23 protein-coding genes and 1 tRNA gene are annotated in these 25,774 nt (G+C 71.0%); 16 read left to right on the top strand and 8 right to left on the bottom strand.

Features of this window, described 5'->3' with window-relative positions:
- The first annotated feature begins 10 nt into the window (after positions 1-10).
- On the top strand, positions 11-1,483 hold the full coding sequence (locus tag ABEA34_RS20250; RefSeq protein ID WP_345523389.1) for an LCP family protein: 1,473 nt from the start codon (positions 11-13) through the stop codon (positions 1,481-1,483).
- Positions 1,484-1,501: 18 nt separating this feature from the next.
- On the opposite strand, the gene ABEA34_RS20245 is transcribed toward ABEA34_RS20250, so the two are convergent.
- Both ABEA34_RS20245 and ABEA34_RS20240 read right to left on the bottom strand, forming a co-directional pair.
- Positions 1,502-3,241: a CHAP domain-containing protein gene (locus ABEA34_RS20245; RefSeq protein WP_345523388.1), complete on the bottom strand. Its 1,740-nt coding sequence runs from the start codon at positions 3,239-3,241 to the stop codon at positions 1,502-1,504.
- 158 nt (positions 3,242-3,399) lie between these two features.
- A tRNA-Leu gene (locus ABEA34_RS20240) sits at positions 3,400-3,485 on the bottom strand.
- 79 nt (positions 3,486-3,564) lie between these two features.
- Here ABEA34_RS20240 and ABEA34_RS20235 point away from each other — a divergent pair.
- A complete protein-coding gene (locus tag ABEA34_RS20235) occupies positions 3,565-4,890 on the top strand; it encodes a M20/M25/M40 family metallo-hydrolase (protein WP_345523387.1) in 1,326 nt (441 codons plus the stop codon).
- On the opposite strand, the gene ABEA34_RS20230 is transcribed toward ABEA34_RS20235, so the two are convergent.
- Both ABEA34_RS20230 and ABEA34_RS20225 read right to left on the bottom strand, forming a co-directional pair.
- Positions 4,887-5,117 carry a DUF5703 family protein gene (locus ABEA34_RS20230; RefSeq protein WP_345523386.1) on the bottom strand — a complete coding sequence of 77 codons (231 nt, stop codon included), beginning with the start codon at positions 5,115-5,117 and terminating at the stop codon, positions 4,887-4,889. The two genes, ABEA34_RS20235 and ABEA34_RS20230, sit on opposite strands and share 4 nt — an antisense overlap.
- 14 nt (positions 5,118-5,131) lie before the next feature.
- On the bottom strand, positions 5,132-6,079 hold the full coding sequence (locus tag ABEA34_RS20225) for an aldo/keto reductase (protein WP_345523384.1): 948 nt from the start codon (positions 6,077-6,079) through the stop codon (positions 5,132-5,134).
- Positions 6,080-6,153: 74 nt separating this feature from the next.
- Here ABEA34_RS20225 and ABEA34_RS20220 point away from each other — a divergent pair, with 74 nt between their 5' ends.
- Positions 6,154-6,978 (top strand): undecaprenyl-diphosphate phosphatase, encoded by an 825-nt coding sequence (locus ABEA34_RS20220; RefSeq protein ID WP_345523382.1) that lies wholly within the window; start codon positions 6,154-6,156, stop codon positions 6,976-6,978.
- Between the two features lies 1 nt (position 6,979).
- Here ABEA34_RS20220 and corA read toward each other — a convergent pair whose 3' ends face one another.
- On the bottom strand, positions 6,980-7,951 hold the full coding sequence (corA, locus tag ABEA34_RS20215; protein WP_345523381.1) for a magnesium/cobalt transporter CorA: 972 nt from the start codon (positions 7,949-7,951) through the stop codon (positions 6,980-6,982).
- Positions 7,952-7,994: 43 nt separating this feature from the next.
- Between corA and ABEA34_RS20210 the strand changes: the two genes are divergently transcribed.
- From ABEA34_RS20210 to mshC, 4 genes are read left to right on the top strand one after another with little or no spacing between them, the layout of a single operon-like run.
- Complete coding sequence (locus ABEA34_RS20210) at positions 7,995-8,714, top strand: histidine phosphatase family protein (protein WP_345523380.1); 720 nt, start codon at positions 7,995-7,997, stop codon at positions 8,712-8,714.
- Positions 8,715-8,723: 9 nt separating this feature from the next.
- Positions 8,724-9,314 carry a DUF3090 domain-containing protein gene (locus ABEA34_RS20205; protein ID WP_345523379.1) on the top strand — a complete coding sequence of 197 codons (591 nt, stop codon included), beginning with the start codon at positions 8,724-8,726 and terminating at the stop codon, positions 9,312-9,314.
- A gap of 7 nt (positions 9,315-9,321) precedes the next feature.
- Entirely contained in the window at positions 9,322-10,095 is a 774-nt protein-coding gene (locus ABEA34_RS20200) for an SCO1664 family protein (protein WP_345523378.1), read from the top strand.
- 24 nt (positions 10,096-10,119) lie between these two features.
- A complete protein-coding gene (gene mshC, locus ABEA34_RS20195) occupies positions 10,120-11,358 on the top strand; it encodes a cysteine--1-D-myo-inosityl 2-amino-2-deoxy-alpha-D-glucopyranoside ligase (RefSeq protein WP_345523377.1) in 1,239 nt (412 codons plus the stop codon).
- On the opposite strand, the gene ABEA34_RS20190 is transcribed toward mshC, so the two are convergent.
- Positions 11,359-12,207, bottom strand: a complete 849-nt coding sequence (locus tag ABEA34_RS20190; protein WP_345523376.1) for a PAC2 family protein — start codon at positions 12,205-12,207, stop codon at positions 11,359-11,361.
- Positions 12,208-12,423: 216 nt separating this feature from the next.
- Between ABEA34_RS20190 and metH the strand changes: the two genes are divergently transcribed.
- Positions 12,424-16,086: a methionine synthase gene (gene metH / locus ABEA34_RS20185; RefSeq protein WP_425576901.1), complete on the top strand. Its 3,663-nt coding sequence runs from the start codon at positions 12,424-12,426 to the stop codon at positions 16,084-16,086.
- On the top strand, positions 16,079-16,750 hold the full coding sequence (locus tag ABEA34_RS20180; protein WP_345523374.1) for an HAD family hydrolase: 672 nt from the start codon (positions 16,079-16,081) through the stop codon (positions 16,748-16,750). Before metH ends, ABEA34_RS20180 begins: the two co-directional genes overlap by 8 nt.
- Here the strand turns inward: ABEA34_RS20180 and ABEA34_RS20175 are convergent.
- Positions 16,747-17,637 (bottom strand): RecB family exonuclease, encoded by an 891-nt coding sequence (locus ABEA34_RS20175; protein WP_345523373.1) that lies wholly within the window; start codon positions 17,635-17,637, stop codon positions 16,747-16,749. The two genes, ABEA34_RS20180 and ABEA34_RS20175, sit on opposite strands and share 4 nt — an antisense overlap.
- A gap of 55 nt (positions 17,638-17,692) precedes the next feature.
- Between ABEA34_RS20175 and ABEA34_RS20170 the strand changes: the two genes are divergently transcribed.
- The 3 genes from ABEA34_RS20170 to arc all read left to right on the top strand — a co-directional run bounded on the left by ABEA34_RS20170 (position 17,693) and on the right by arc (position 21,668).
- Positions 17,693-18,829 carry a site-2 protease family protein gene (locus tag ABEA34_RS20170; protein ID WP_345523371.1) on the top strand — a complete coding sequence of 379 codons (1,137 nt, stop codon included), beginning with the start codon at positions 17,693-17,695 and terminating at the stop codon, positions 18,827-18,829.
- Positions 18,830-18,839: 10 nt separating this feature from the next.
- Positions 18,840-19,811, top strand: coding sequence for a tRNA (adenine-N1)-methyltransferase (locus tag ABEA34_RS20165; protein ID WP_345523369.1), 972 nt, complete (start codon positions 18,840-18,842; stop codon positions 19,809-19,811).
- Positions 19,812-19,913: 102 nt separating this feature from the next.
- Entirely contained in the window at positions 19,914-21,668 is a 1,755-nt protein-coding gene (arc, locus tag ABEA34_RS20160; RefSeq protein ID WP_345523367.1) for a proteasome ATPase, read from the top strand.
- 137 nt (positions 21,669-21,805) lie between these two features.
- On the opposite strand, the gene ABEA34_RS20155 is transcribed toward arc, so the two are convergent.
- Complete coding sequence (locus ABEA34_RS20155; protein WP_345523365.1) at positions 21,806-22,276, bottom strand: aminoacyl-tRNA deacylase; 471 nt, start codon at positions 22,274-22,276, stop codon at positions 21,806-21,808.
- A 42-nt stretch (positions 22,277-22,318) separates the two neighbouring features.
- Between ABEA34_RS20155 and dop the strand changes: the two genes are divergently transcribed.
- The 4 genes from dop to prcA are packed head-to-tail and all read left to right on the top strand — an operon-like array spanning position 22,319 to position 25,760.
- Complete coding sequence (gene dop / locus ABEA34_RS20150) at positions 22,319-23,827, top strand: depupylase/deamidase Dop (RefSeq protein ID WP_345523364.1); 1,509 nt, start codon at positions 22,319-22,321, stop codon at positions 23,825-23,827.
- Between the two features lie 17 nt (positions 23,828-23,844).
- Positions 23,845-24,042 carry a ubiquitin-like protein Pup gene (locus ABEA34_RS20145; protein ID WP_345523363.1) on the top strand — a complete coding sequence of 66 codons (198 nt, stop codon included), beginning with the start codon at positions 23,845-23,847 and terminating at the stop codon, positions 24,040-24,042.
- 3 nt (positions 24,043-24,045) lie between these two features.
- Positions 24,046-24,891, top strand: coding sequence for a proteasome subunit beta (gene prcB, locus ABEA34_RS20140; protein WP_345523362.1), 846 nt, complete (start codon positions 24,046-24,048; stop codon positions 24,889-24,891).
- The gene (gene prcA, locus ABEA34_RS20135; RefSeq protein ID WP_345523361.1) at positions 24,888-25,760 is read left to right on the top strand and encodes a proteasome subunit alpha; all 873 of its coding nucleotides are present in this window, start codon (positions 24,888-24,890) and stop codon (positions 25,758-25,760) included. Before prcB ends, prcA begins: the two co-directional genes overlap by 4 nt.
- Positions 25,761-25,774 lie beyond the last annotated feature (14 nt).

Raw genomic sequence — 25,774 nt, 5'->3', positions numbered from 1 at the left:
AGGGTGCGAGATGGCGGTGACCGTGGGTGCCCCTGCGCGCGCGCCCGCACCGCCGTCGGGTCGGCACCGGGCCCCCGCGGTCCGCGAGTTCCGGCGGGCCCGCAGTCTCGGCGGCGCGCTCGGCATCACGCTGCTCGGGGCGGCTCTCCCGGGCGCGGGCTACCTGTGGTCCGGCCGACGCCTGGGGTACGCCGTGCTCCTGCCGTTCCTCGCCGGCATCGGGCTGACCGCGTTCTACGTCGGCGACCTGCGCCGCGCGGCCGACCTGGCGTTCGACCCGACGCGGCTCGAGGTCGTGCGGGTCGCGGTCGGCGCGCTGCTGCTGGTGTGGGTCTTCGTCGTCGCGACGACGTACCTCATGGTGCGGCCACGCGGGATGCAGCGGCTCGAGAAGGGTCTCGGGGTCCTGGTCGTCTCGCTGGTCTGCGTCCTCGTCAGCATCCCCGCGGTCCAGGCGATGCGGATCGCCGGCAGCCAGGCCGACCTCGTCCGCACGGTCTTCGACGGCGAGGACACCGCGACCGCACCCGACGACGTCACCGAGGAGGATCCCTGGGGCGGCCGCCAGCAGGTCAACGTGCTGCTGCTCGGCGGTGACGGGGGAGTGGGCCGCACCGGTATCCGCACCGACTCCGTGATCCTGCTGAGCATGAACACCACGACCGGCCGGTCGGTCATGTTCAGCCTGCCGCGCAACATGATGAACGCGCAGTTCCCCGAGGACAGCCCGCTGCACGAGGTCTTCCCCGACGGCTTCCGCAACGCGGACGGCTCCGACCCGGGCAACTGGATGCTCAACGCGGTCTACAGCCAGGTGCCTGCGCTCTACCCGCACATCCTCGGCGCGTCCGAGAACGAGGGCGCCGACGCCGTCAAGCAGGCCGTCGCCGGCAGCCTCGGGACGCACGTCGACTACTACGTGCTGATCAACCTGCTCGGCTTCCAGCAGCTGGTCGACGCGATGGGCGGGGTCACCGTCAACATCAACGAGCCGATCGCCATCAACGGCAACACCGATGCGGGCATCCCGCCGACGGGCTACCTCCAGCCCGGTCCCGACCAGCACCTCAGCGGCTTCCAGGCCCTCTGGTACTCGCGCGGCCGGTGGGGCTCCGACGACTACAAGCGGATGCTGCGGCAGCGCTGCATGGTCGGTGCCCTCGTCGACGCCGCCGACCCGCTGACCGTGCTGCGGCGCTACCAGGCGCTGGCGTCCGCGGGCAAGGAGATCCTGCGGACCGACGTGCCCCGCACGCTGATGCCGGCCTTCGTCGACCTGGCCATGAAGGTCAAGGAGCGCCCGATGAAGTCGATGGCGTTCGTGTCGTCCGACAAGTTCTTCTCCGGTGACCCCGACTACGACTGGATGCACGACGTGGTGGACCGGGCGCTGGCGCCGAAGAAGAAGCACGCTGCTGCCCCCGACGAGGCCGGCACCCCGGTGAAGACCACGGACGCCTGCGGCTACCACCCCGTGCAGTGACGGTCAGGGCAGTGACGGTCAGGGCATCCGGAGCGCGCTGAGCTTGGTGGCCCGCTCCACGGTCGTGCTGCCGTAGTAGACGACCCGCAGTGCCCGCTTGCCCTTCGGCAGGTCCGAGACCCGGACGCGGGCGACCCCGTGGTGCAGCGTGAGGGTCTGGTGGAAGCCGCCCTGCACCCGGACCACGATGGAGCCGTCGAGGGAGGGCACCAGGGCCGCCGACACGGTGATCTTCAGCCGGACGGCGTGCTTGAGGCGGAACCGCTCGATCTTGATCCGCGGCGTCACCCGGACCCGGGTGGTCGTGGGGGTGGTGAGCGTCGTGGTCTGGTAGCCGGCCCGGCTGATCGTGATGCTCGAGGAGATGCGGCCACCGAGGTCGAGGGCCGTCAGCTGGTACGTCGGCCCGGTCGCGTTGAGCACCGGCTGGCCGTCGCGCAGCCACTGGATCGCGACGACGCTGTCGGCCGGGTGGTAGGCGCCCGGGTCCACGGTGAGGGTCTGGCCCGGCCTGGTGACGCCGGAGACGGCGGGCTGGCGCTGCGTCCGGATGGTGCCGAGCGCGACGGGCGCCGTGGCGGCGGTCGTGACCGTGATCGGGTCGTAGCCCGCCCGGGCCGCGGTGACCGTCACGGTGATGACGCGTCCGGCGAGCTCCGGCGTCAGCTTGAGGGTGGCGCCGACCGCGCCGGCGATCGGCTGCCCGTCGGCGTACCACTGGACGGTGGTGCTGTCCGGCGCGACGTTCCAGGCGCCTTCGTCGAGGGAGAGCGTCTTCTCGACCTTGGCGGTGCCGCTCAGCGCCGGCGCCCTGGTGCTGGTGATGACACCCGGCAGGACCGCGGGGGTGGCCGCCGAGACGGCGGTCTTCGTCGGGTAGCCGAGCTTGGTGGCGGTGGTGCGCACCCGGATCGTCTTGCCGAGCCGCGTCTGGTCGAGCGCGAGGCTGGACTTGGTCGCGCCGGTGATCACGGCACCGTTGGCGAGCCACTGGTAGGTGACCTTGGCGTCCGTCGGGTTCCAGGTGCCCTTGGTGGCGGTGAGCTTCGCGCCGACCTTGGCGATCCCGGAGACGACCGGAGCGGCCTTGTTGACCAGCTTGAGGTCGTTGAAGTGGACGAAGCCGCTCGGCCAGTTGCCGCTGGCCTTGGTGACCACTGCCCAGGAGAAGTCGCCGCCCCAGCTGTCCTGTGAGATCACGATCTCCTCGGAGGAGACGACGCGCTCGACGTACGCCACGTGGCCCGCCGACCCGGCAGGACCCGTGTTGGCCTTCCACCAGGCGACAGCGCCGACGGCGGGCGTCCGGTTGGTCAGGTCGGGGACCGAGGTGCCCCAGTAGGTCGCGTTGCCTCCGCCCGACCACGGACGCTGGTTGGGCAGGCCGCTCTTGACCATCCGGTACGCCGCGTAGTTGGTGCAGTTGTGCCCGGCGTACATCCGCCAGTACATCTTGTCGTTGGCGCTCGCGTAGCCGGCGGAGCCCATCCCGGCGTCGGCACAGGCCTTATAGCCGATGCAGAGGTAGGAGCTGCGGGCGAACACGGCGCGGGAGCGCGTCAGGCCGTCCGCCTTCGCGCGTCGCTGCTCGCGGGCGACCATCGCGGCCTTGGCGTCGGTGCTGCTGGTGCTGGTGGGGTGTCGGTCGGGCGCGTCCGTCGCGCCCGCGGCCGTCGGCACGCACGCCAGCAGACCGCCGACCAGCGCTGCCGCAACGGCAGAGGTCAGCGGCGCACGCAGGGAGCTCCGGAGCGACACGGGTGGGAGTCTAGGGACAAATGTGCGCTTGTGGGAGTCCTGTGACTGAAAATGTCAAGCGACACGCCCGAGTGCGTTGGTTAAATTACACCGGTGTGGTTCTTCTCGGCCATGCCCTGAAATGAAGAAAAGGCCCCGTGGAGCCGGGGCCTTTCCAGTGTCCGAGGGGGGACTTGAACCCCCACAACCGTTAAAGGTCACTAGCACCTCAAGCTAGCGCGTCTGCCAATTCCGCCACCCGGACGAGTGCCTCGGAACTGTAGCAAAGACGCGCCCCGATTCTCACATCGGGAGGGCCCCCACGCGGATGACATGCTGGCCCCATGGCTGACGCATCCGATGGCACCCAACAGGCGGCACGCAACCCCGCGGGCGAGGTGGTCGAGCTCTGCCGCGAGCTGATCAGGATCGACACCAGCAACTACGGGGACGACTCGGGTCCGGGGGAGCGCAAGGCCGCGGAGTACGTCGCGGCGCTGCTCGACGAGGTCGGCATCGAGTCGACCCTGGTGGAGGGGACGCCTGGTCGCACCTCGGTCGTGGCGCGGTGGGGCGGCACCGAGGGCGACGGCCTCCTGCTGCACGGCCACCTGGACGTCGTCCCCGCCGCTGCCGAGGACTGGCAGGTCGATCCCTTCTCCGGTGAGATCCAGGACGGCTACGTGTGGGGCCGCGGCGCGGTCGACATGAAGGACTTCGACGCGATGCTGCTCAGCATCGTGCGCGACCGCCAGCGCAACGGCCGGGTCCCGTCGCGGCCGATCACGCTGTGCTTCACCGCCGACGAGGAGGCCGGCGGCCACCAGGGGGCGCAGGAGATCGTCGAGGACCACCCGGAGCTCCTCGAGGGCTGCACCGACGCGGTGGGCGAGGTCGGCGGGTTCAGCGCCACCGTCCGCAGCCGGCGGGTCTACCTGGTCGAGGCCGCCGAGAAGGGGATGGCCTGGATGCGGCTCACGTCCCGCGGCCGGGCCGGCCACGGCTCGATGATCAACCGCGAGAACGCCGTCACCTCGCTGGCCGGCGCGGTCGCCCGCATCGGCGCCTACGAGTGGCCGGTGCGGCTGACGCCCGCCATGCGCACCCTGCTCGCGGCCGTCGGCGAGCTCGCGGGCACCGAGGCGACCCCGGAGAACGCCGAGGAGCTGGTCCAGGAGTTCGGCGGCGCCGCCCGGATGATGGGCGCGGTCATCCGCAACACCTGCAACCCGACGATGCTCGGCGCCGGCTACAAGGTCAACGTGATCCCGACCGAGGCCACCGCCCACGTCGACGGCCGCTTCCTGCCCGGCTTCGAGGACGAGTTCTTCGCGACCCTCGCCGAGCTGGTGGGCGAGGACGTCGAGATCGACTACGTGAGCCACCAGCAGCCGTGGGAGACGCCGTACGGCGGCGACCTGGTCGACGCCATGACCCGGTCGATCCTCGCCGAGGACGACGACGCGATCGTGGCGCCGTACCTGATGAGCGGGGGCACGGACGCCAAGCACTTCCGCAAGCTCGGGATGCGGTCCTACGGCTTCGCGCCGCTGCGGCTGCCGGCCGACCTCGACTTCACCGCGCTCTTCCACGGTGTCGACGAGCGGGTGCCGGTCGACGCTCTCGAGTTCGGCGCGCGGGTCTTCGACCGGTTCCTGGACGACGTCTAGCTGTAGGAGAAGTCCGGTCGCACCTGCCGGATGATCTTGCGCCGCAGCACCACCCGGCGGGTGCCGTCCGGCCCGATCCGGACCCGGTCGAGCTCCCAGCCGCCGTGCTCGGCGCGCTCGACGAGCAGCTTGCGGACGACGTTGCGGGAGTACTCCCGCGAGAACGTCACCCGGTCGAACTCCCACTCCACCCCCGGGGCGGGCGGACGGCGGTGCGCACGGCTCATCGATGGGGTTCCCTTCAGTCGGCGGACACGTCGTCCAGGGCGGCGATCAGCTCCGCGGGCAGGGACAGCTCCTCGATCCCCAGCGCCCCGCGCAGCTGGGCGGCCGTGCGCGCCCCGACGATCGGCGCGGTCACGCCGGGCCGGTCGCGGACCCAGGTCAGCGCGACCTCCAGCGCGGACCAGCCGAGTCCGTCGGCGGCGCGGGCCACCGCCTCGACGATGCCCGCACCGCGGTCGTCGAGGTAGGGATTGACGAAGTTGGCGAAGTGCGTGGACGCGGCACGGGAGTCCGACGGCGTACCGCTCCGGTACTTGCCCGTCAGCACCCCGCGGCCCAGCGGCGACCAGGGCAGCACGCCCAGGCCCAGGGCGGCCGCCGCCGGCAGCACCTCGTGCTCGACGGCCCGGTTGAGCAGCGAGTACTCGACCTGCGTGCTGGCCAGCGGCACCCGGCCGGGCACCGCCCGCTGCCAGGTCGCCGCCTGGGCGGTCTGCCACCCGGTGTAGTTGGAGATGCCGACGTACGACGCGCGCCCGGTCGCGACCGCGTGGTCGAGAGCGGCGAGCGTCTCCTCGACCGGGGTCTCGTCGGACCAGATGTGCACCTGCCACAGGTCGACGTGCTCGACCCCGAGCCGCTTCAGCGACGCGTCGAGCGTGCTGAGCAGGTGGCCGCGGGAGGTGTTGTAGGACCGTCCTCCGGGCCGAGCGCTGATGCCGGCCTTGGTGGCGAGCACGACCTCGTCGCGGGCGACGACGTCGCCGATGAGGGTGCCGATGAGCTCCTCGGAGGCGCCGTTGCCGTAGCCGGCCGCCGTGTCCACGAGGTTGCCGCCGGCCTCGGCGTACGCGATCAGCTGGTCGCGGGCCTCGTGCTCGTCGGTGTCCCGACCCCAGGTCATGGTGCCCAGGCCCAGCCGGGACACCGTCAGGCCGGTCGTGCCGACTCGCCGCTGCTGCATGCGGACAAATTAGTCGGACCACCCACGCGGGGTGCCACCGGCACGCCAGGCGAACGCCCGTAGGATTCCCGCTCGTGGTGGACTTCCTGCAGGCCGTGGTCCTTGGCGTCATCCAGGGGTTGACCGAGTTCCTGCCGATCTCGAGCAGCGCTCACCTCCGGATCTTCCCGGAGATCTTCGGCTGGGGTGACCCGGGCGCGGCGTTCACCGCCGTGATCCAGATCGGCACCGAGCTCGCGGTGCTCATCTTCTTCTGGCGCGACATCTGGCGGATCGGCGTGACCTGGGCGAAGTCGCTCTTCCGACCGGAGTACCGCGGCCAGCTCGACGCTCGGATGGGCTGGTTCATCATCCTCGGCTCGCTCCCGATCGTGATCCTCGGCATCGCTCTCAAGGACGTGATCGAGAAGGACTTCCGCAGCCTCTGGATCGTCGGGACGACGCTGATCGTCGGCGGCATCGTGCTGGGCATCGCCGACCGGGTCGGCAGCACCGACAAGACCCTCAAGCACCTGTCGCTGCGGGACGCGGTGCTGATGGGGCTGGCGCAGGCGCTGGCCCTGATCCCCGGCGTGTCCCGGTCGGGCGCGACGCTGTCGATGGGCCGGTTCCTCGGCTACGAGCGCGAGACGGCGACCCGCTACGCCTTCCTGCTCGCGGTGCCGGCCGTGATCGGCGCCGGCGTCTTCGAGCTGAAGGACGTGCCCAACGGCGACAACCTCTACGGCTGGGGCCCGACGATCGTCGCGACCATCGTCTCGTTCGTCGTCGGGTACGCCGCGATCGCGTGGCTGCTGCGCTACGTCACGACGCACTCGTACACGCCGTTCGTGGTCTACCGGATCGGCCTCGGTGTCGTGACGCTCGCGCTGGTCGCGACCGGCGTGATCGCGGCCTGACCTACAGCCAGCCGGACCGCTTGAACAGCACCCACAGCCCGCCGGCGGCCGCGGCCATCAGCAGCAGCGCGAACGGGTAGCCGTAGGTCCAGCTGAGCTCGGGCATGTGCTTGAAGTTCATCCCGTAGACGCCGGCGATCAGGGTCGGCACGACGATCAGGGCTGCCCCGGCGGAGATCTTGCGCATGTCGTCGTTCTGCTGCACCGAGATCTGCGCGAGGTGGGCGTCGAACGCCGTGGACAGCAGCGCGTCGAGCGAGTCCACCGTCTCCGCGGCGCGGGCCAGGTGGTCGGCGACGTCGCGGAAGAAGGGCGTCGCCTCCTCCGGGACGGCCGGGATGTCGCCGCTGGCCAGGCGCACGACGGGGTCGCGCAGCGGCAGCACCGCACGGCGTACCTCGGCGATCTCGCGCTTGAGGACGTAGATCCGCGCGGAGTCGTTGGTGCGGTCGTTGGAGAAGACGGAGGTCTCGATCTCGTCGACGTCGATGACGAGCTCGTCGGTGACGTCGAGGTACTCGTCGACGACCCGGTCGATCACGGCGTACAGCACCCCACCGGGCCCGTGGCTGAGCACCTTGCGGCTCTGCTCGAGCTCCTCGCGCGCCGAGTGCAGCTCGTTGCCGTCGCCGTGCCGCACGGAGACGACGAAGTCCGGACCCACGAACAGTGCGATCTCACCGGTCTCGACGGCGTCGTCCGCGTCGATGTACCAGAGCGTCTTGATGACCAGGAAGATCATGTCGTCGAAGCGCTCCAGCTTGGGGCGCTGGTGCGGCTGGATGGCGTCCTCGACGGCGAGCGGGTGCAGGCCGAAGACCTCCGCGACCTCGTGGATCTCGTCCTCGTCCGGGTCGTGCATGCCGATCCACACGAAGTCGCCCTGCTGGTCGGCCTCGGCGCGCAGCTGGCGCCAGTGCGTGCCGCTGTCCGTGCGCCTGCCGTCTCGGTAGAGGGCGCAGTCCACGATCACGGGGCCACGGTAGCCGCAGGGGGGTCGCACTACAGTCGCCGACATGGCAACGGTGATCCTGGTCCGGCACGGACGTACGACGGCGAACGCGTCGGGGGTCCTCGCGGGCCGTACGCCGGGCGTGCGGCTCGACGAGACCGGCGCCACCCAGGTCGCGCGCACCGGCGAGCGGCTGGCGGTCGTGCCGCTGGTCGCGGCGGTGACCAGCCCGCTCGAGCGCTGCCGCCAGACCACGAAGGCGATCGTGTCGGCCCAGGCAGGCGCGCTGCGGCCGGTCACGGAGCGCGGCATCACCGAGTGCGACTACGGCGACTGGCAGGGGCGCCCGCTCAAGGAGCTGGCCAAGGAGAAGCTCTGGTCGACGGTCCAGGCGCAGCCGTCGGCGGTGACCTTCCCCGGGGGCGAGTCGATGGTGGCGATGCAGGCCCGCGCGGTGTCCGCCGTACGCCGGCGCGACGCGCTCATCGAGGCCGAGCACGGCGCCGGAGCGGTGTGGGTGGCCGTCAGCCACGGCGACCTGATCAAGTCGATCCTGGCCGACGCGCTCGGCATGCACCTCGACCTCTTCCAGCGGCTGCACGTCGACCCGGCGTCGGTCTCGATCATCCGCTACACGTCCACGAGGCCCTACGTCCTGGCGACCAACACCCACTCCGGCGACCTCTCCTGGCTGGCGCCCCCGCCGGCGGCGAAGGGGACGCGCCGACGCCGGACGAACGACGCGGCAGTCGGCGGTGGCGCCGGCCCTTCGGCGACCGCCTAGGGTGAATGCATGGCTCCACTCGTCCACGGGTTCGACCCGCCCGAGCGCTTCGTGGCCGGCACCGTCGGTGCTCCCGGCCAACGCACCTTCTTCCTGCAGGCACGCTCCGGGCCGCGGCTGGTCAGCGTCGCCCTGGAGAAGCAGCAGGTCCAGGCACTGGCCGAGCGGATCGACGAGCTGCTCGACGAGGTGCTGGCCAGCACCCACGGCGACGCAGCCGTCCCCGCGATGGCACCGCTCGGCCTCGAGGACTCCGACCCGCTGGAGCAGCCGATCGAGGAGGAGTTCCGGGCCGGGACGATGACGCTGTCGTGGGACTCGTCCGACGAGCGGCTGGTGATCGAGGTGTTCCCCTACAGCGAGGCCGCCGTCATCACCCCCGAGCAGGTCGCCGACCTGGACGACGAGGACTTCGAGGAGCCGGAGCCCGACGAGGTGTTCCTGGTGCGGATCCCGGCCGGTGTGGCGCGCGCGTTCGTCAAGCGGACCGAGCAGGTGCTCGGCGCCGGCCGGCCCGACTGCCCGTTCTGCGGCAACCCGGTCGACCCCGAGGGGCACCTGTGCGTGCGGGCGAACGGCTTCCGGCGACGTGAGCCATGAGCCCGGCGTGACCGCGGACCCGGCGCCCGACCTGATCGAGGGCGAGCTGGAGCTGCGGGGTCGGATCATGCCCGCCTCGAACGCGACGTTCCTGGGCGAGATCGACGGGATCCAGGTCGTCTACAAGCCCGTCTCCGGCGAACGACCGCTCTGGGACTTCCCGCACGGCACCCTCGCCGACCGCGAGCGCGCGGCGTACCTCCTCTCGGAGGCGACCGGCTGGGACGTCGTCCCCGAGACCTGGCTGCGCGACGGGCCGCACGGGCTCGGCATGGTGCAGCGCTGGCAGGAGCCCGACGCGGAGCAGGTCGCGGTCACGCTGGTGCGCGAGGGCGACGTGCCCGACGGCTGGCGGCACGTCTTCGACGGCGTCGACGGCCAGGACCAGCCGGTCTCGCTGATCCACGAGGACTCCGCGCCGCTGCGACGGATGGCCGTCTTCGACATCCTCGTCAACAACGCCGACCGCAAGGGCGGGCACGTCCTGGAGATGACGGACGGGCACCGGTACGGCGTCGACCACGGCGTCACCTTCCACGCCGAGCACAAGCTGCGCACGGTGCTGTGGGGCTGGCTGGGGGAGCCGCTGACCGCGGAGGAGCTCGCGGGCGTCGAGCGGGTCCGGCTCGCGCTCACCGGTCCGCTCGGTGACGCCCTGGCCGACCACCTGGCCGACTTCGAGATCGACGCGCTCTTCCGGCGGTGCGCCCGGCTCGCCGAGCGCGCGGTCCTGCCGTCGCCGCGCGGCGAGTGGCCGGCCATCCCGTGGCCGCCCTTCTGACCGCCGACCATTAGGCTCTGGGCCATGCGCGCTTGGGCCTCACCGGACATCCCGACCCTGCCTGTCACGGGCCCGGACGTGGCCGTCCACGACACCCCGTCGGGCGGTCTGGTCACCACCACCCCGGACGGGGCCGCCCGCATGTACGTCTGTGGCATCACGCCGTACGACGCCACCCACCTGGGCCACGCCAACACCTATGTCGCCTTCGACCTGCTCAACCGGGCCTGGCGCAACGCGGGCCTCGACGTCACCTACGTCCAGAACGTCACCGACGTCGACGACCCGCTCCTCGAGCGGGCCACCAAGGTGCACGTCGACTGGGTGGAGCTGGCCGAGCGCGAGACCGAGCTCTTCCGCCAGGACATGACGGCGCTGCGGGTCCTCCCGCCGGCGCACTACATCGGCGCGGTCGAGTCGATCCCGCTCGTGATCGAGCTGATCAAGCGCCTCGAGGCCGTGGGCTCCATCTACCGCGTCGAGGACGACCTCTACTACTCGGTGACCGCCGACCCGGCCTTCGGCGCCGAGTCCGGGTGGACGCGCGAGAAGATGCTCGAGATCTACCCCGACCGCGGGGGAGACCCGGAGCGTCCGGGCAAGAAGGACCCGCTCGACTGCGTCGTGTGGCGCGGCGAGCGCGAGGGCGAGCCGTCGTGGCCGAGCCCGTGGGGTCCCGGCCGGCCGGGCTGGCACGTCGAGTGCACCGCGATCGCCCAGGAGCACCTGGGCGGCGCCTTCGACGTCCAGGGAGGTGGCAGCGACCTGGTCTTCCCGCACCACGAGATGTGCGCCGGGCACGCGCAGGTCGCCGTACCCGGGACGCCGTTCGCGCAGGTCTACAGCCACGGCGGGATGGTCGGGTACGACGGCGAGAAGATGTCGAAGTCGCGGGGCAACCTGGTCTTCGTCTCCGCGCTGCGCAACAGCGACGTCGACCCGATGGCGATCCGGCTGGCCCTGATGCGGCACCACTACCGGGACGACTGGGAGTGGGTCGACGCCGAGCTGTGGACCGCGGTCGACGACCTCGACCGCTGGCGCCGGGCCCTGTCGCTCGGCGCGGGCGCCCCGGCCGCGCCGGTCGTGACGGAGGTGCTCGCCGCTCTCGCGGCCGACCTCGACGCTCCTCGTGCCACCGCGGCGGTCGACGCCTGGGTGGCCGCGACGCTCGGCACCGACGGGCTCGCGGACACCTCCGACCCGGAGGCCGCCGTCCAGATGCTGGCCGTCATCGACGCAGCACTCGGCCTGGCGCTCTAGCTAGTCGTCCTCGCCGCGGCGCTTGAGGTAGCGCTCGAACTCGCGGGCGATGGCCTCGCCGGAGGCCTCGGGGAGCTCGGTGGTGTCGCGGGTCTCCTCGAGGGACCGGACGTAGTCGGCGACGTCCTCGTCCTCCTCGGCCAGCTCGTCGACGCCGCGCTCCCAGGCGCGGGCGTCCTCGGGCAGGTCGTCGAGCGGGATGCTGGCCTCCAGGAGGTCCTCCAGCTGGCCGACCAGCGCCAGGGTCGCCTTCGGGCACGGCGGCTGGGCCACGTAGTGGGGCACCGCGGCCCAGTAGGACACGGACGGGATGTCCAGCTGGACGCAGGCGTCCTGGAAGACGCCGACGATCCCCGTGGGTCCTTCGTATGTCGACTCCTCGAGCTTGAGGCGGTCGATGAGCTCGGGCTCGGTCGCCGTACCCGTGACCGGGATCGGCCGGGTGTGGGGCGTGTCCGCGAGCAGCGCGCCGAGGGTGACGACCATCTCGGCCCCGAGCTCGTCGCACGCGGTCAACAGCTCGGCGCAGAAGCGGCGCCAGCGCATGTTGGGCTCGATCCCGCGGACCAGGATGATGTCGCGGTCCAGCGTCGGGGGCGACGCGATCGCGATCTGGGTGCTGGGCCAGCTGACGCGCCGGTGGCCGTTGTCGTCGACGCCGACCGAGGGCCGGTTGACCTGGAAGTCGTAGTAGTCCTCGGGGTCGATCGCACCGACGACCCGCGCGTTCCACACCCGCATCAGGTGGTCGATGGTCGACGAAGCGGCGTCCGCGGCGTCGTTCCAGCCCTCGAACGCGGCGATGACGATCGGATCCACCAGGTCCGACACATCTTCCAACTCGATCACCCTGCCAGCGTAGTCCGCCTGTGGATTTCAGCGGACAGGACGCTCGATGTCACGATCTGGGAATCAGGTCCGCCTTCTGGACGCTGTTCCTAGGCTTGATCCCTGGCCGCTCCCCGCGGCCCCGAGAGGAGAACCGTGCCTGCTGGTCAGCCCACGTCGCCCGACCTGCGTCCCGACGCCACCGAGGAGCTCACCCGCACCCTCGAGGCCCGGATCATGGTGCTCGACGGTGCGATGGGCACGGCGATCCAGCGGGACCGTCCGGACGAGGCCGGCTACCGGGGAGAGCGGTTCGCCGACTGGCCGAGCGACCTGGTCGGCAACAACGACCTGCTGACCCTCACCCAGCCCGAGATCATCGCCGGCATCCACCGCGAGTACCTCGAGGCCGGCGCCGACATCATCGAGACCAACACGTTCAACGCCAACGCGGTGTCGCTGCGTGACTACGGGCTCGAGGAGCTCGGCTACGAATTCAACCTCGAGTCGGCCCGCCTGGCCCGCCGCGAGGCCGACGCGGTCTCGACCCCCGAGCGACCGCGGTACGTCGCGGGCGCCCTCGGACCGACCACCCGGACCGCGTCGATCTCCCCGGACGTCAACGACCCCGCCGCTCGCAACGTCTCGTTCGACGAGCTCGTCTCTGCCTACCTCGAGGCCGCGCGTGGCCTGGTCGACGGCGGCTCCGACCTGCTGATGATCGAGACGATCTTCGACACCCTCAACGCGAAGGCGGCGATCTTCGCCGTCGAGACCCTCTTCGAGGAGCACGGCCGGCGCTGGCCGGTCATCATCTCCGGCACCATCACCGACGCGTCGGGTCGCACGCTCTCCGGGCAGGTCACCGAGGCGTTCTGGGACTCGGTGCGCCACGTCCGGCCGCTCGCCGTGGGCCTCAACTGCGCCCTCGGCGCCAAGGAGATGCGCCCCTACATCGCCGAGCTGGCGCGCCTCGCCGACTCGTTCGTCTCCTGCTACCCCAACGCCGGCCTGCCCAACGCGTTCGGCGAGTACGACGAGGCGCCGGAGGAGACCTCGGCGATCATCGCCGAGTTCGCGGACAGCGGCTTCGTCAACATCGTCGGCGGCTGCTGCGGCACCACGCCCGCCCACATCGCCGCGATCGCCCAGGCGGTCGAGGCCAAGGCGCGCCGTACGCCCCAGGTCGTCGGCGCCGGGATGCGGCTCTCCGGCCTCGAGCCGCTCACGATCACCGAGGACAGCCTCTTCGTCAACGTCGGCGAGCGGACCAACATCACCGGCTCGGCCAAGTTCCGCAACCTGATCAAGGCCGGCGACTACGACGCCGCCCTCGCCGTGGCCGTCCAGCAGGTCGAGAACGGCGCCCAGGTCATCGACGTCAACATGGACGAGGGGATGATCGACGGCGTCGCCGCGATGGACCGGTTCCTCAAGCTGATCGCCAGCGAGCCCGACATCTCCCGCGTCCCGCTGATGGTCGACTCCTCCAAGTGGGAGGTCATCGAGGCCGGCCTGAAGAACGTCCAGGGCAAGCCGATCGTCAACTCGATCTCCATGAAGGAGGGCGAGGACAAGTTCCGCGAGCAGGCCCGCCTGGTCCGCAAGTACGGCGCGGCCGCGGTCGTGATGGCCTTCGACGAGGACGGCCAGGCCGACAACCTCGAGCGCCGCAAGGCGATCTGCGAGCGCGCCTACCGGATCCTCGTCGACGAGGTGGGCTTCCCGCCCGACGACATCATCTTCGACCCCAACGTCTTCGCCGTCGCGACCGGCATCGAGGAGCACGCGGCGTACGGCAAGGACTTCATCGAGGCGACCCGCTGGATCAAGGAGAACCTGCCCGGCGCCAAGGTGTCCGGCGGCATCTCCAACGTCAGCTTCTCGTTCCGCGGCAACAACCCGGTGCGCGAGGCGATCCACGCGGTGTTCCTCTACCACGCGATCGCGGCCGGGCTCGACATGGGCATCGTCAACGCCGGCGCCCTGATCCCGTACTCCGAGGTGGAGCCCGAGCTGCGCGAGCGGATCGAGGACGTGGTGCTCAACCGCCGCCCCGACGCCGCCGAGCGCCTGCTCGAGATCGCGGAGGAGCACAACAAGCAGGGCGAGGTCGTCGAGGCCGAGGCCGCCGAGTGGCGCAGCCTGCCGGTCGGCGAGCGGATCACGCACGCCTTGGTTAAGGGCATCGACGCGTACGCCGAGAGTGACACCGAGGAGCTCCGCAACGAGATCGCCGAGCGCGGCGGCCGGCCGATCGAGGTCATCGAGGGTCCGCTGATGGACGGCATGAACGTCGTCGGCGACCTCTTCGGCGCCGGCAAGATGTTCCTGCCGCAGGTGGTGAAGTCGGCGCGGGTGATGAAGAAGGCCGTCGCCTACCTGATCCCGTTCATCGAGCAGGAGAAGATCGACAACCCCGAGTACGCCACCGCCAAGGACACCAACGGCACCATCGTGATGGCGACCGTGAAGGGCGACGTCCACGACATCGGCAAGAACATCGTCGGCGTGGTCCTCCAGTGCAACAACTTCGAGGTGATCGACCTCGGGGTGATGGTCCCGGCGCAGAAGATCCTGGACAAGGCGAAGGAGGTCGGCGCCGACGCGATCGGCCTGTCCGGCCTGATCACGCCGTCGCTCGACGAGATGGTCAACGTCGCGTCCGAGATGCAGCGCCAGGGCTTCACGATCCCGCTGCTGATCGGCGGGGCCACGACCTCGCGCGCTCACACCGCGGTGAAGGTCGACGGCAAGTACGACCAGCCCGTCGTCTGGGTCAAGGACGCCTCCCGGTCGGTGCCGATGCTCGCCGCGCTGCTGAGCGACACCCAGCGCCCGAAGGTGATGGCCGACGTCAAGGCCGACTACGACTCGCTGCGCGAGCGGCACGCGGCCAAGCATGACCGCCCGATGCTGAGCCTCGAGAAGGCCCGGGCCAACCGGACGCCCATCGACTGGACGGACTACCAGCCGCCGGCGCCGCGACAGCCGGGCACGCACGTGCTCACCGGCTACGACCTGGCCGAGCTGCGCGAGTACATCGACTGGCAGCCGTTCTTCAACGCCTGGGAGATGAAGGGCAAGTTCCCCGACATCCTCAACAGCCCGACGACCGGGGAGACCGCCCGGGCGCTGTACGACGACGCCCAGGCCATGCTCGACCGGATCGTCGCCGAGAAGTGGCTGACGGCCAACGCGGTCTTCGGCTTCTTCCCCGCGAGCGCCGTCGGTGACGACATCGAGCTCTACACCGACGACTCCCGCTCGACCGTGCTCACGACGCTGCACAACCTGCGGCAGCAGGGCGAGCACCGCGACGGCGTGCCCAACCGGTCGCTGGGCGACTTCGTCGCACCCCGCGAGACCGGGCTCGCCGACCACGTCGGCGCGTTCGCCGTGACCGCGGGTCTCGGGTCGCAGGAGCACATCGACCGCTTCAAGGCCGCCAACGACGACTACTCCGCGATCATGCTGGAGGCCCTGGCCGACCGCCTGGCCGAGGCGTTCGCCGAGCGGCTGCACCAGCGGGTGCGCACCGAGTTCTGGGGGCACGTCAACGACGAGCAGCTCTCCAACGCCGACCTGATCGCCGAGCGGTACGCCGGCATCCGCCCGGCGCCCGGATACCCGGCCTGCCCGGAGCACACCGAGAAGCAGACGCTCTGGGAGCTGCTCGACGTGCAGGCCAGCGTCGGGATCGAGCTCACCGAGAGCATGGCGATGTGGCCCGGTGCAGCGGTCTCCGGCTGGTACTTCTCCCACCCGGACTCGCAGTACTTCGTCGTGGGGCGGCTCGGTCGCGACCAGATCGAGGACTACGCCGAGCGCAAGGGCTGGTCGGTCACCGAGGCCGAGCGCTGGCTGTCGCCCAACCTGGGCTACGACCCGGATGACTGAGTCCGTCCCAGGGTCCCTCCCGCGCGCGGTGCTGTGGGACATGGACGGCACCCTGGTCGACACCGAGCCCTACTGGATCGACACCGAGTTCGAGATCGCCCAGCGGCACGGCGGCACCTGGAGCCACGCGCACGCGCTCAACCTGGTCGGCAACGACCTGCTCGAGTCCGGTCGCTACATCCGCGAGCACATGGGCATCGAGCCGTCGGCCGAGCAGATCGTCGAGGAGCTCCTCGACGGAGTGGTGGCCCGGGTCGAGGACTCGGTGCCGTGGCGTCCCGGTGCGCGCGCGATCCTCGAGGAGCTGTCGGCCGCGGGTACGCCGTGCGCGCTGGTGACCATGTCCTACCAGCGGTTCGTGGCGCCGATCCTGGCCCAGCTGCCGCCCGAGACCTTCCGGGTGATCGTGACCGGCGACATCGTGGAGTTCGGCAAGCCGCACCCCGAGCCCTACCTCACCGCCGCCGCCGCGCTGGGCCTGAAGCCAGGGGAGTGCCTGGCCGTCGAGGACTCCAACACGGGCGCGAAGTCGGCCGAGAGCGCCGGCTGCCTGGTGCTGGTCGTCGAGAACCACGTCCCGGTCCTCGCCGGCGAGCGCCGGGTCTTCGCCGACACCCTCGAGGGCATCGACCTCGGCGCGATCTGGGCCGACTACCACCGCTAGTCCGGCAGGTCGGGGCCCTCGAGGTCGACGGGGACGATCCGCTCGGGCAGTGGCGGCGGAGTGCCGCCCCAGGCCGGGCAGATCGCCCGGTGGGCGCACCAGTCGCACAGCCGGCTGCGGTTGGGGCGCCAGTCGCCCGACTCCGCGACGAGACGGATGGCCTCCCAGACGGCCTCGACCTTGCGCTGGGTCGCCAGCAGGTCGGCCTCGTCCGGGACGTAGCGCAGGATCTGGGCGTCACCCAGGTAGACGAGCTGCAACATGGCGGGGACGACGCCCCGGGTCCTCCAGATGACCAGCGCGTAGAACTTCATCTGGAAGAGCGCCTTGGCCTCGAAAATCTCGCTGGGCGCGTTGCCGCTCTTGTAGTCGACGACGCGGATCGAGCCGTCCGGCGCAACGTCGATGCGGTCGACGAACCCGCGTAGCAGCAGCCGGGAGTCGAGCAGGGCCTCGACGTACAGCTCGCGCTCGGCCGGCTCGAGCCGACGCGGGTCCTCGAGCGAGAAGTAGCGGGCGAGGACCTCGCGACAGTGGGCGAGCCAGGCCGCGGTCTCGGGCCCGCCGGTGGCCCCGAGCATCTCGACCAGCGTCGGGTCCTGCTCGACCAGCGCCTCCCACGCCGGCACCAGCATCCGGTCGGCGGTCTCCGGCGTGCGCTCGGCCGCCGGGAGGTCGAAGAGGTCCTCGAGCACCTTGTGGATGACCGTGCCGCGGACGGCATCGGGCGACGGCGGCTCGGGGAGCCTGTCGATCGTGCGGAAGCGGTAGAGCAGCGGACAGCTCATGAAGTCGCCCGCCCGGCTGGGGGAGAGCGCACCGAGCACGTCCACCCCGTCGACCGGGGTCGACACGCGCGTCGCCGGCGACTCCTGCTCCACACCCACGTCGGCAACCCTAGGCGGGCCCACCGACGTCGGGACCTTCGGCTAGCCTCGAAGCGTGCCCGACTCGCCCCGCCGTCCCCGACCCGCGGGCACGTTCAAGATCGGCACCATCGCGGGCAGCGACGTGCTCGTGTCGTCGTCCTGGTTCCTGGTCGCCGGCCTGATCGCGGTCATCGTGGCGCCGCGGATCGAGCAGTCGTCCCCGGGGATCGGGTCCTTGAAGTACGTCGCCGGGTTCGCGTTCGCGGTGATCCTCTACCTCTCGGTGCTGCTGCACGAGGCGTCGCACGCGGTGATGGCGCGCCGCCTCGGCTTCCAGGTCGGCTCGATCACCCTGCACTTCCTCGGTGGCATGACCTCGATCGAGCGGGAGGCGAGGAAGCCGCGCGAGGAGTTCCTGATCGCCGTGGTCGGCCCGCTCACCTCGATCGCCGTCGGCGTGGTCGCGCTCGGCCTGTGGTTCGTCACCCCCGAGGGCCTGCTGCTCGTCGCCGTCGAGGGCCTCGCCGGCGCCAACCTCCTCGTCGGGCTCCTCAACCTCGTGCCCGGCCTGCCGCTCGACGGCGGCCGGGTGCTCAAGTCCGCCGTCTGGCAGGTCTCCGGCAACGTCCACCGCGGCACGATCGTCGCCGGCTGGGCCGGTCGCGCCACCGCCGTGGCGGCGATGCTCTGGCCGGTCGCGCAGTCCCGGGCGACCGGCGTGGAGCCGACGGTCCTCGACTTCCTGCTGGCCTTCGTGGTCGCGGCCTTCCTCTGGTCGGGGGCGACGGCGGCGATGTCGTCGGCCCGGCTCCGCAGCCGGCTCCCGCACCTGATCGCCCGCCAGCTCGCGCGGCGGACCCTCGCCGTCCCCGGCGACCTGCCCATCGCGGAGGCCGTACGCCGGGCTCAGGAGGCGCAGGCCGGCAGCCTGATCACGGTCACCTCGTCCGGAGTGCCGGTCGGCATCGTCAGCGAGGCGGCCCTGGAGGCCACACCCGAGGAGCGCCGTCCCTGGGTCGCGACGTCGGCGGTCGCCCGCTCCATCGACGACGACCTCCGCCTGCCGGCCGGGATCGCCGGCGAGGAGCTCGTCACCGCGATCACCAGCTACCCGGCCGCCGAGTACCTCCTGGTCGAGGACGACGGATCCGTCTTCGGCGTGCTGACCACCGCCGACGTGGATAGGGCCTTCCAGCAGGGCGGCCACTAGTGTTCCGGGGGTGTCCGACACCCCCGCAGAGACCAGCCCCAACGCCCCCGACGTCGCTCCGGACGCCTGGTCCGGAGTCCACCGCGGGCCGCTGCGCCCCGGGGAGTGGGTCCGCCTGCTCGACGGCAAGGGGCGGCGGCACAACATCTGCCTGGAGCCCGGGAAGACGTTCCACACCAACCGCGGCGGGATGTCCCACGACGACCTGATCGGGCGCGAGGAGGGCTTCACCATCGTGTCGTCCTCCGGCGGCGAGTACCTCGTCTTCCGGCCGCTGCTCTCGGAGTTCGTCGTCTCGATGCCGCGCGGGGCGGCCGTCGTCTACCCCAAGGACGCAGCGCAGATCGTCGCGTTCGCCGACATCTTCCCCGGCGCCCACGTCGTCGAGGCCGGCGTCGGCTCGGGCGCGCTGACCTGCTCGCTGCTGCGTGCCGTCGGCCCGTTCGGCCGGGTCTCGTCGTACGAGCGCCGCGAGGAGTTCGCCGACGTCGCGCGCCGCAACGTCGGCCAGTTCTTCGGTGGCCCCGAGGGCGAGACGCACCCGGCCTGGGAGCTGACGGTCGGTGACCTCGCCGAGGCCCTGCCCGCGTCCGGCGACCGGGCAGACCGGGTCATCCTCGACATGCTGGCGCCGTGGGAGTGCCTCGATGCCGCGGCCGACGCCCTGTGGCCCGGCGGCATCGTCTGCGCGTACGTCGCGACGACGACCCAGCTCTCCCGCTTCGTGGAGACCGTGCGGCTGCACGGCGGGTTCACCGAGCCGCAGGCCTGGGAGTCCCTCGTGCGCGACTGGCACGTCGAGGGCCTCGCCGTACGCCCCGGACACAAGATGATCGGCCACACCGCGTTCCTGGTCACCGCCAGGCGGATGGCCCCGGGGGAGAAGGCGCCGATGAAGAAGCGGCGCCCGGCACCGGGTGCGTACGGGCCGGACTACACCGGCCCGCGGCCCGCCGACGTCCCCGTCGACCTCCCGGAGTAGCCCGGAGGAGCCAGTCGCGTCCAAAACGTGACCAACTCCCCGAAATGACTACGCCGGTCCATGGTCCGCGCGGGTAGGGTCGAAGTACAGGAGGTGGCGCTGATGTCTTCATCCGATGACGTTTCCAGCACCGGGGGCAGCACCCCCGCAGAGCTCGCTGAGCAGGTCCGGTTCCTGGAGGCCGAGGTCTCGGACCTCCGGCGGCGGCTGAGCGAGAGCCCGACCGGGTCGCGCGGCCTCGAGCTGCGGCTCGCGGACGCGCAGCGCTCCCTCGCGGGCCTGACCTCGCAGAACGAGCGGCTCGCCCAGACGCTGCGCGAGGCCCGCGACCAGATCATGAAGCTCAAGGAGGAGGTCGACCGGCTGGCCCAGCCGCCGGCCGGCTTCGGCACGTTCCTCACCCGCAACGAGGACGGGTCGATCGACGTCTTCACCGGCGGTCGCAAGCTCCGCGTCAACGTCTCGCCGAGCGTCGACCTCGACCACCTCCACCGTGGTCAGGAGGTCATGCTCAACGAGGCGCTCAACGTCGTCGCCGCCCTCGAGTACGAGAAGGTCGGCGAGGTCGTGATGTTCAAGGAGCTGCTCGCCGACGGCGACCGCGTCCTGGTCATCGCCAACGCGGACGAGGAGCGCGTCGTACGTCTCGCCGAGCCGCTGCGCAACGAGAAGATCCGCGCCGGCGACTCGCTGCTGCTCGACGCCCGCTCGGGCTACGTCTACGAGAAGGTCCCGAAGTCCGAGGTCGAGGAGCTGGTCCTCGAAGAGGTCCCGGACATCGACTACAGCGACATCGGCGGTCTCTTCGGCCAGATCGAGACGATCCGCGACGCCGTCGAGCTGCCGTACCTCCACCCCGAGCTCTTCGTCGAGCACCAGCTCAAGCCCCCGAAGGGCGTCCTGCTCTACGGCCCGCCCGGCTGCGGCAAGACGCTGATCGCCAAGGCGGTCGCCAACTCGCTGGCCAAGAAGGTCGCCGCCAAGACCGGCCAGGAAGGGAAGTCCTACTTTCTCAACATCAAGGGCCCGGAGCTGCTCAACAAGTACGTCGGCGAGACCGAGCGCCACATCCGCCTGGTCTTCCAGCGGGCCCGGGAGAAGGCCAGCGAGGGCACGCCGGTCATCGTGTTCTTCGACGAGATGGACTCGCTCTTCCGGACCCGTGGGTCGGGGGTGTCCTCCGACGTCGAGAACACCATCGTCCCGCAGCTGCTCAGCGAGATCGACGGCGTCGAGCTGCTCGAGAACGTGCTGGTCATCGGCGCCTCCAACCGCGAGGACATGATCGACCCGGCCATCCTGCGGCCCGGCCGGCTCGACGTGAAGATCAAGATCGAGCGCCCGGACGCGGAGTCCGCCCGCGACATCTTCAGCAAGTACCTCACGGCCTCGCTGCCGCTGCACGCCGAGGACCTGTCCGAGTTCGGTGGCGACCGGGACGCCTGTGTCGCCGGGATGATCCGGGCGACGGTCGAGCGGATGTACACCGAGACCGAGGAGAACCGCTTCCTCGAGGTGACCTACGCCAACGGCGACAAGGAGGTCCTCTACTTCAAGGACTTCAACTCCGGCGCCATGATCCAGAACATCGTCGACCGCGCGAAGAAGATGGCGATCAAGGACCTGCTCGACCACGACCAGAAGGGGCTGCGGGTCTCGCACCTGCTCCAGGCGTGCGTCGACGAGTTCAAGGAGAACGAGGACCTGCCCAACACGACCAACCCGGACGACTGGGCCCGCATCTCCGGCAAGAAGGGCGAGCGGATCGTCTTCATCCGCACGCTCATCACCGGCAAGCAGGGCACCGAGCCGGGCCGGTCCATCGACACGGTCGCCAACACGGGCCAGTACCTGTAACCCTGCGTTTACCTGCCACGGCGCCCGGGCAGGGTCCCACCATGCTGTGGTTGATGGTGGTCCTGCTCGGGCTGCTCGCCGCCTCGGTGAGCTGGCGGGCGACGCGACGCGCGTACGACGAGTCCCGGTCCTGAGCGCTACGCGGGCTCAGTGACGTCGGCGACGGTGGCGCCGAGCGCTGCCACCAGCGCCGCCGCGTCCACCGTGAGGGCGACGCCGTGCGCGCCGCCCCCGATGCTGATCTGCCCCGCGATGGACGCATCGGCGATGACCGGCAGCGCGGCCTGGCTGCCGAGCGGGGTGATGGTGCCGCGCTCGTAGCCGGTCACGGCGTACGCCGTCTCCGCACTCGGCATCGAGATCCGGTTGACCCCGAGCAGCGCCCGGAGCTTCGGCCACGCGATCTCGCGGTCGCCGGGCACCAGCACGAAGCGGTGGTCGTCGTCGCTGAGCCGCACCACCATGGTCTTGACGATCTGCCGCGGCTCGACCCCGCGCGCGTGCGCCGCCTCCTCCAGCGAGCGCACCTGCCCGTGCCGGGTCACGGTGTGCGCCAGGCCGAGCGCCTCGGCGGCGGCGATCGCCCGTGCGGAGTTGTCCAGGCCCATGAGCCGAGGCTACGGCCTGCACCGCTCGCGTAGGCTCGGATCATGAGCGTGCGGCGGGTCATGGGCATCGAGGTCGAGTACGGCATCGCCGTGCAGGGCCAGCCCCTGGCCAACCCGATGGTCGCGTCCTCGCAGGTCGTCAACGCCTACGCCTCGGCGACCGTCCGTGCCCGCCGCGCCCGGTGGGACTTCGAGGAGGAGTCGCCGCTGCGCGACGCCCGCGGGTTCGACATGTCGCGCCAGGTCGCCGACCCGAGCCAGCTCACCGACGAGGACATGGGCCTCGCCAACGTGATCCTCACCAACGGCGCCCGGTTGTACGTCGACCACGCGCACCCGGAGTACTCCAGCCCCGAGGTGACGACCCCGCTCGACGCCGTCCGCTGGGACAAGGCCGGCGAGCTGGTGATGCTGGACGCGTCGCGCCGGGCCGCGCAGCTGCCGGGCGGCCCGTCGATCGTGCTCTACAAGAACAACACCGACAACAAGGGCGCGTCGTACGGCGCCCACGAGAACTACCTGATGCGCCGGTCGACGCCGTTCGGCGACATCGTCCGGCACCTCACGCCGTTCTTCGTCAGCCGGCCCGTCGTCTGCGGGGCCGGGCGCGTCGGCATCGGCCAGGACGGCCGCGAGCACGGCTTCCAGCTGAGCCAGCGGGCCGACTTCTTCGAGGTCGAGGTCGGCCTCGAGACCACCCTCAAGCGGCCGATCATCAACACGCGGGACGAGCCGCACGCGGATCCTGAGAAGTACCGCCGCCTGCACGTGATCATCGGCGACGCCAACCTGGCCGAGGTCTCGACGTACCTCAAGGTCGGCACGACGTCGCTCGTGCTCGCCATGATCGAGGACCGGTTCATCACGACCGACCTCACGGTCGACGGCCCGGTCGCCGGCCTCCGCGCGATCTCCCACGACCCGACGCTGCAGCACAAGGTGCGCCTCGTCGACGGACGTGAGCTGACCGGCATCCAGCTGCAGCTGGAGTACCTCGACCTCGCCAAGAAGTACGTCGAGGACCGGTACGGCGCCGACGCGGACCGCCAGACCGTCGACGTGCTCGCCCGCTGGGAGTCGGTGCTGGACCGGCTCGAGAACGACCCGATGTCGCTGTCCCGCGAGCTGGACTGGGTCGCCAAGCTCAAGCTGCTCGAGCAGTACCGCGACCGGGACGGCCTGGACTGGGACAGTGCGAAGCTCCAGGCGATCGACCTGCAGTACGCCGACATCCGGCCCGAGAAGGGCCTCTACCACCGCCTCGTCGCCGCCGGCCGGATCGAGCGGCTGCTTGCCGACCCGGCGATCGAGGGCGCGATGCACGACCCGCCCGAGGACACCCGGGCCTACTTCCGCGGTCGCTGCCTCGAGAAGTATGCCGAGCACGTGGCCGCGGCGTCCTGGGACTCGGTGATCTTCGACCTGCCCGGCCGTGAGTCCCTCCAGCGGGTGCCGACCATCGACCCGCTGCGCGGCAGCAAGGCCCACGTGGGCGAGCTGCTCGACCGAAGTGAGACGGCGGAGGCTTTGTTCACCGCTCTCACCCGCTGACTAGATAGGGTCGTCACATGGCACAGGAGCAGAAGCAACCGCGTCGCTCGTCCGAGTCCGAGGAAGCCGTCGAGGCCAGCCCCGAGACCGATGTCGCCGAGCGCAAGGAAGCCCTCGACAGCGACGTGGACGACCTCCTCGACGAGATCGACGACGTGCTCGAGACCAACGCCGAGGACTTCGTGAAGTCGTTCATCCAGAAGGGCGGGGAGTAGGCCTTGGGCGACTCGCGCCTTCCTGCTGCCTTCCTGCAGCCGGGCACCTCGTCGTTCTCGGAGTTCCTGTCCGTGCAGGCTCCCGACCTGCTCCCGGGCCGCCAGGCGATCCCGCAGGGGTACGCCGGCGACCTCGCGCCGCACGGCACGACGATCGTCTCGGCGACCTTCCCCGGCGGCGTGATCATGGCCGGCGACCGCCGCGCCACGATGGGCAACATCATCGCCCAGCGCGACATCCAGAAGGTCTTCCCGGCCGACGAGTTCTCCGCGGTCGGCATCGCCGGCACCGCCGGTCTCGCGGTCGAGATGGTGCGCCTCTTCCAGACCGAGCTCGAGCACTACGAGAAGATCGAGGGCAGCACGCTGTCCATGGACGGCAAGGCCAACCGCCTCTCGGCCCTGATCCGCAACAACCTCGGCATGGCGATGCAGGGGCTGGCCGTCGTCCCCCTCTTCGCCGGGTTCGACCACAACACCGAGGGCGGCCGGATCTTCAGCTACGACGTCACCGGCGGCCGCTACGAGGAGACCGCGTTCCACTCGGTCGGCTCCGGCTCGCTCTTCGCGCGCGGCTCGCTCAAGAAGCTCTACCGCGACGACTTCACCGCCGAGCAGACCGTGCAGGCCGTCGTCGAGGCGCTGTACGACGCGGCCGACGACGACTCCGCCACCGGTGGACCCGACGTGACGCGCCGGATCTTCCCGGTCGTCCAGGTGATGACCACCGACGGCGGCTACCGGATGCCGGACGCCGAGGTGGCCGCGATCGCCGACCGGGTGATCGCCGGCCGGATGGGCCGGCCCGACGGCCCGGCCGCCTCGCTGGACGGGGGAGCAAGCGCATGAGCATGCCGTTCTACGTGTCGCCCGAGCAGCTGATGAAGGACCGGGCCGACTTCGCCCGCAAGGGCATCGGCCGCGGTCGTTCGGTGGTCGCGGTGCAGTACGCCGACGGCGTGCTGTTCGCCTCAGAGAACCCGTCCCAGGCGCTGCACAAGGTCTCCGAGATCTACGACCGGATCGCGTTCGCGGCGGTCGGCCGCTACAACGAGTTCGAGAACCTGCGCATCGCCGGCGTACGCCTGGCCGACATGCGCGGCTACGCCTACGACCGGCGCGACGTGACGGGCCGAGCCCTCGCCAACGCCTACGCCCAGACCCTGGGCACGATCTTCTCGAGCGGCGGCGAGAAGCCGTACGAGGTGGAGCTCTTCGTCGGCGAGATCGGCGACGTCGCCGCGGACGACCAGCTCTACCGGCTGACGTACGACGGCCAGGTCGCCGACGAGCACGGCTACGCCGTCATGGGTGGCGCGGCCGACGTCGTCGCCGGCTACCTCGAGGAGCACTACACCGAGGGTGCGCCGCTCAGCGACGCCCTCGGCGTGGCGGTCGCTGCGCTCGGTCACACCGAGGGGGAGGACCGGGTCATCCCGGTGGCCGACCTCGAGGTGGCCGTGCTCGACCGCACCCGGACGCAGCCGCGGAAGTTCGTCCGGCTCCGGCCGGCCCGGCTCGACCAGCTCCTCGCCGGACGGGGCCCGGCCACGCCGGCGGACCCGCTGCCCGAGGACAACGCCCCGGGGACGGTGCCGACCGACGGCGGTCCCGACGACCCCGCGGACCCGACCGACCAGGTCAGCGGCGACGTGGCGCCTCTCGAGGACCCGCTCACCGGCGAGCCCCCGATCGCACCGCCGCCCGACCGGAAGTGACACGAGTGGCGCGG

Origin of the sequence: Nocardioides conyzicola, from assembly GCF_039543825.1 — a bacterium.
In the GTDB taxonomy this organism is placed as follows: Bacteria; Actinomycetota; Actinomycetes; order Propionibacteriales; family Nocardioidaceae; genus Nocardioides; species Nocardioides conyzicola.
This window is presented reverse-complemented; position numbering and strand designations above follow the sequence as displayed.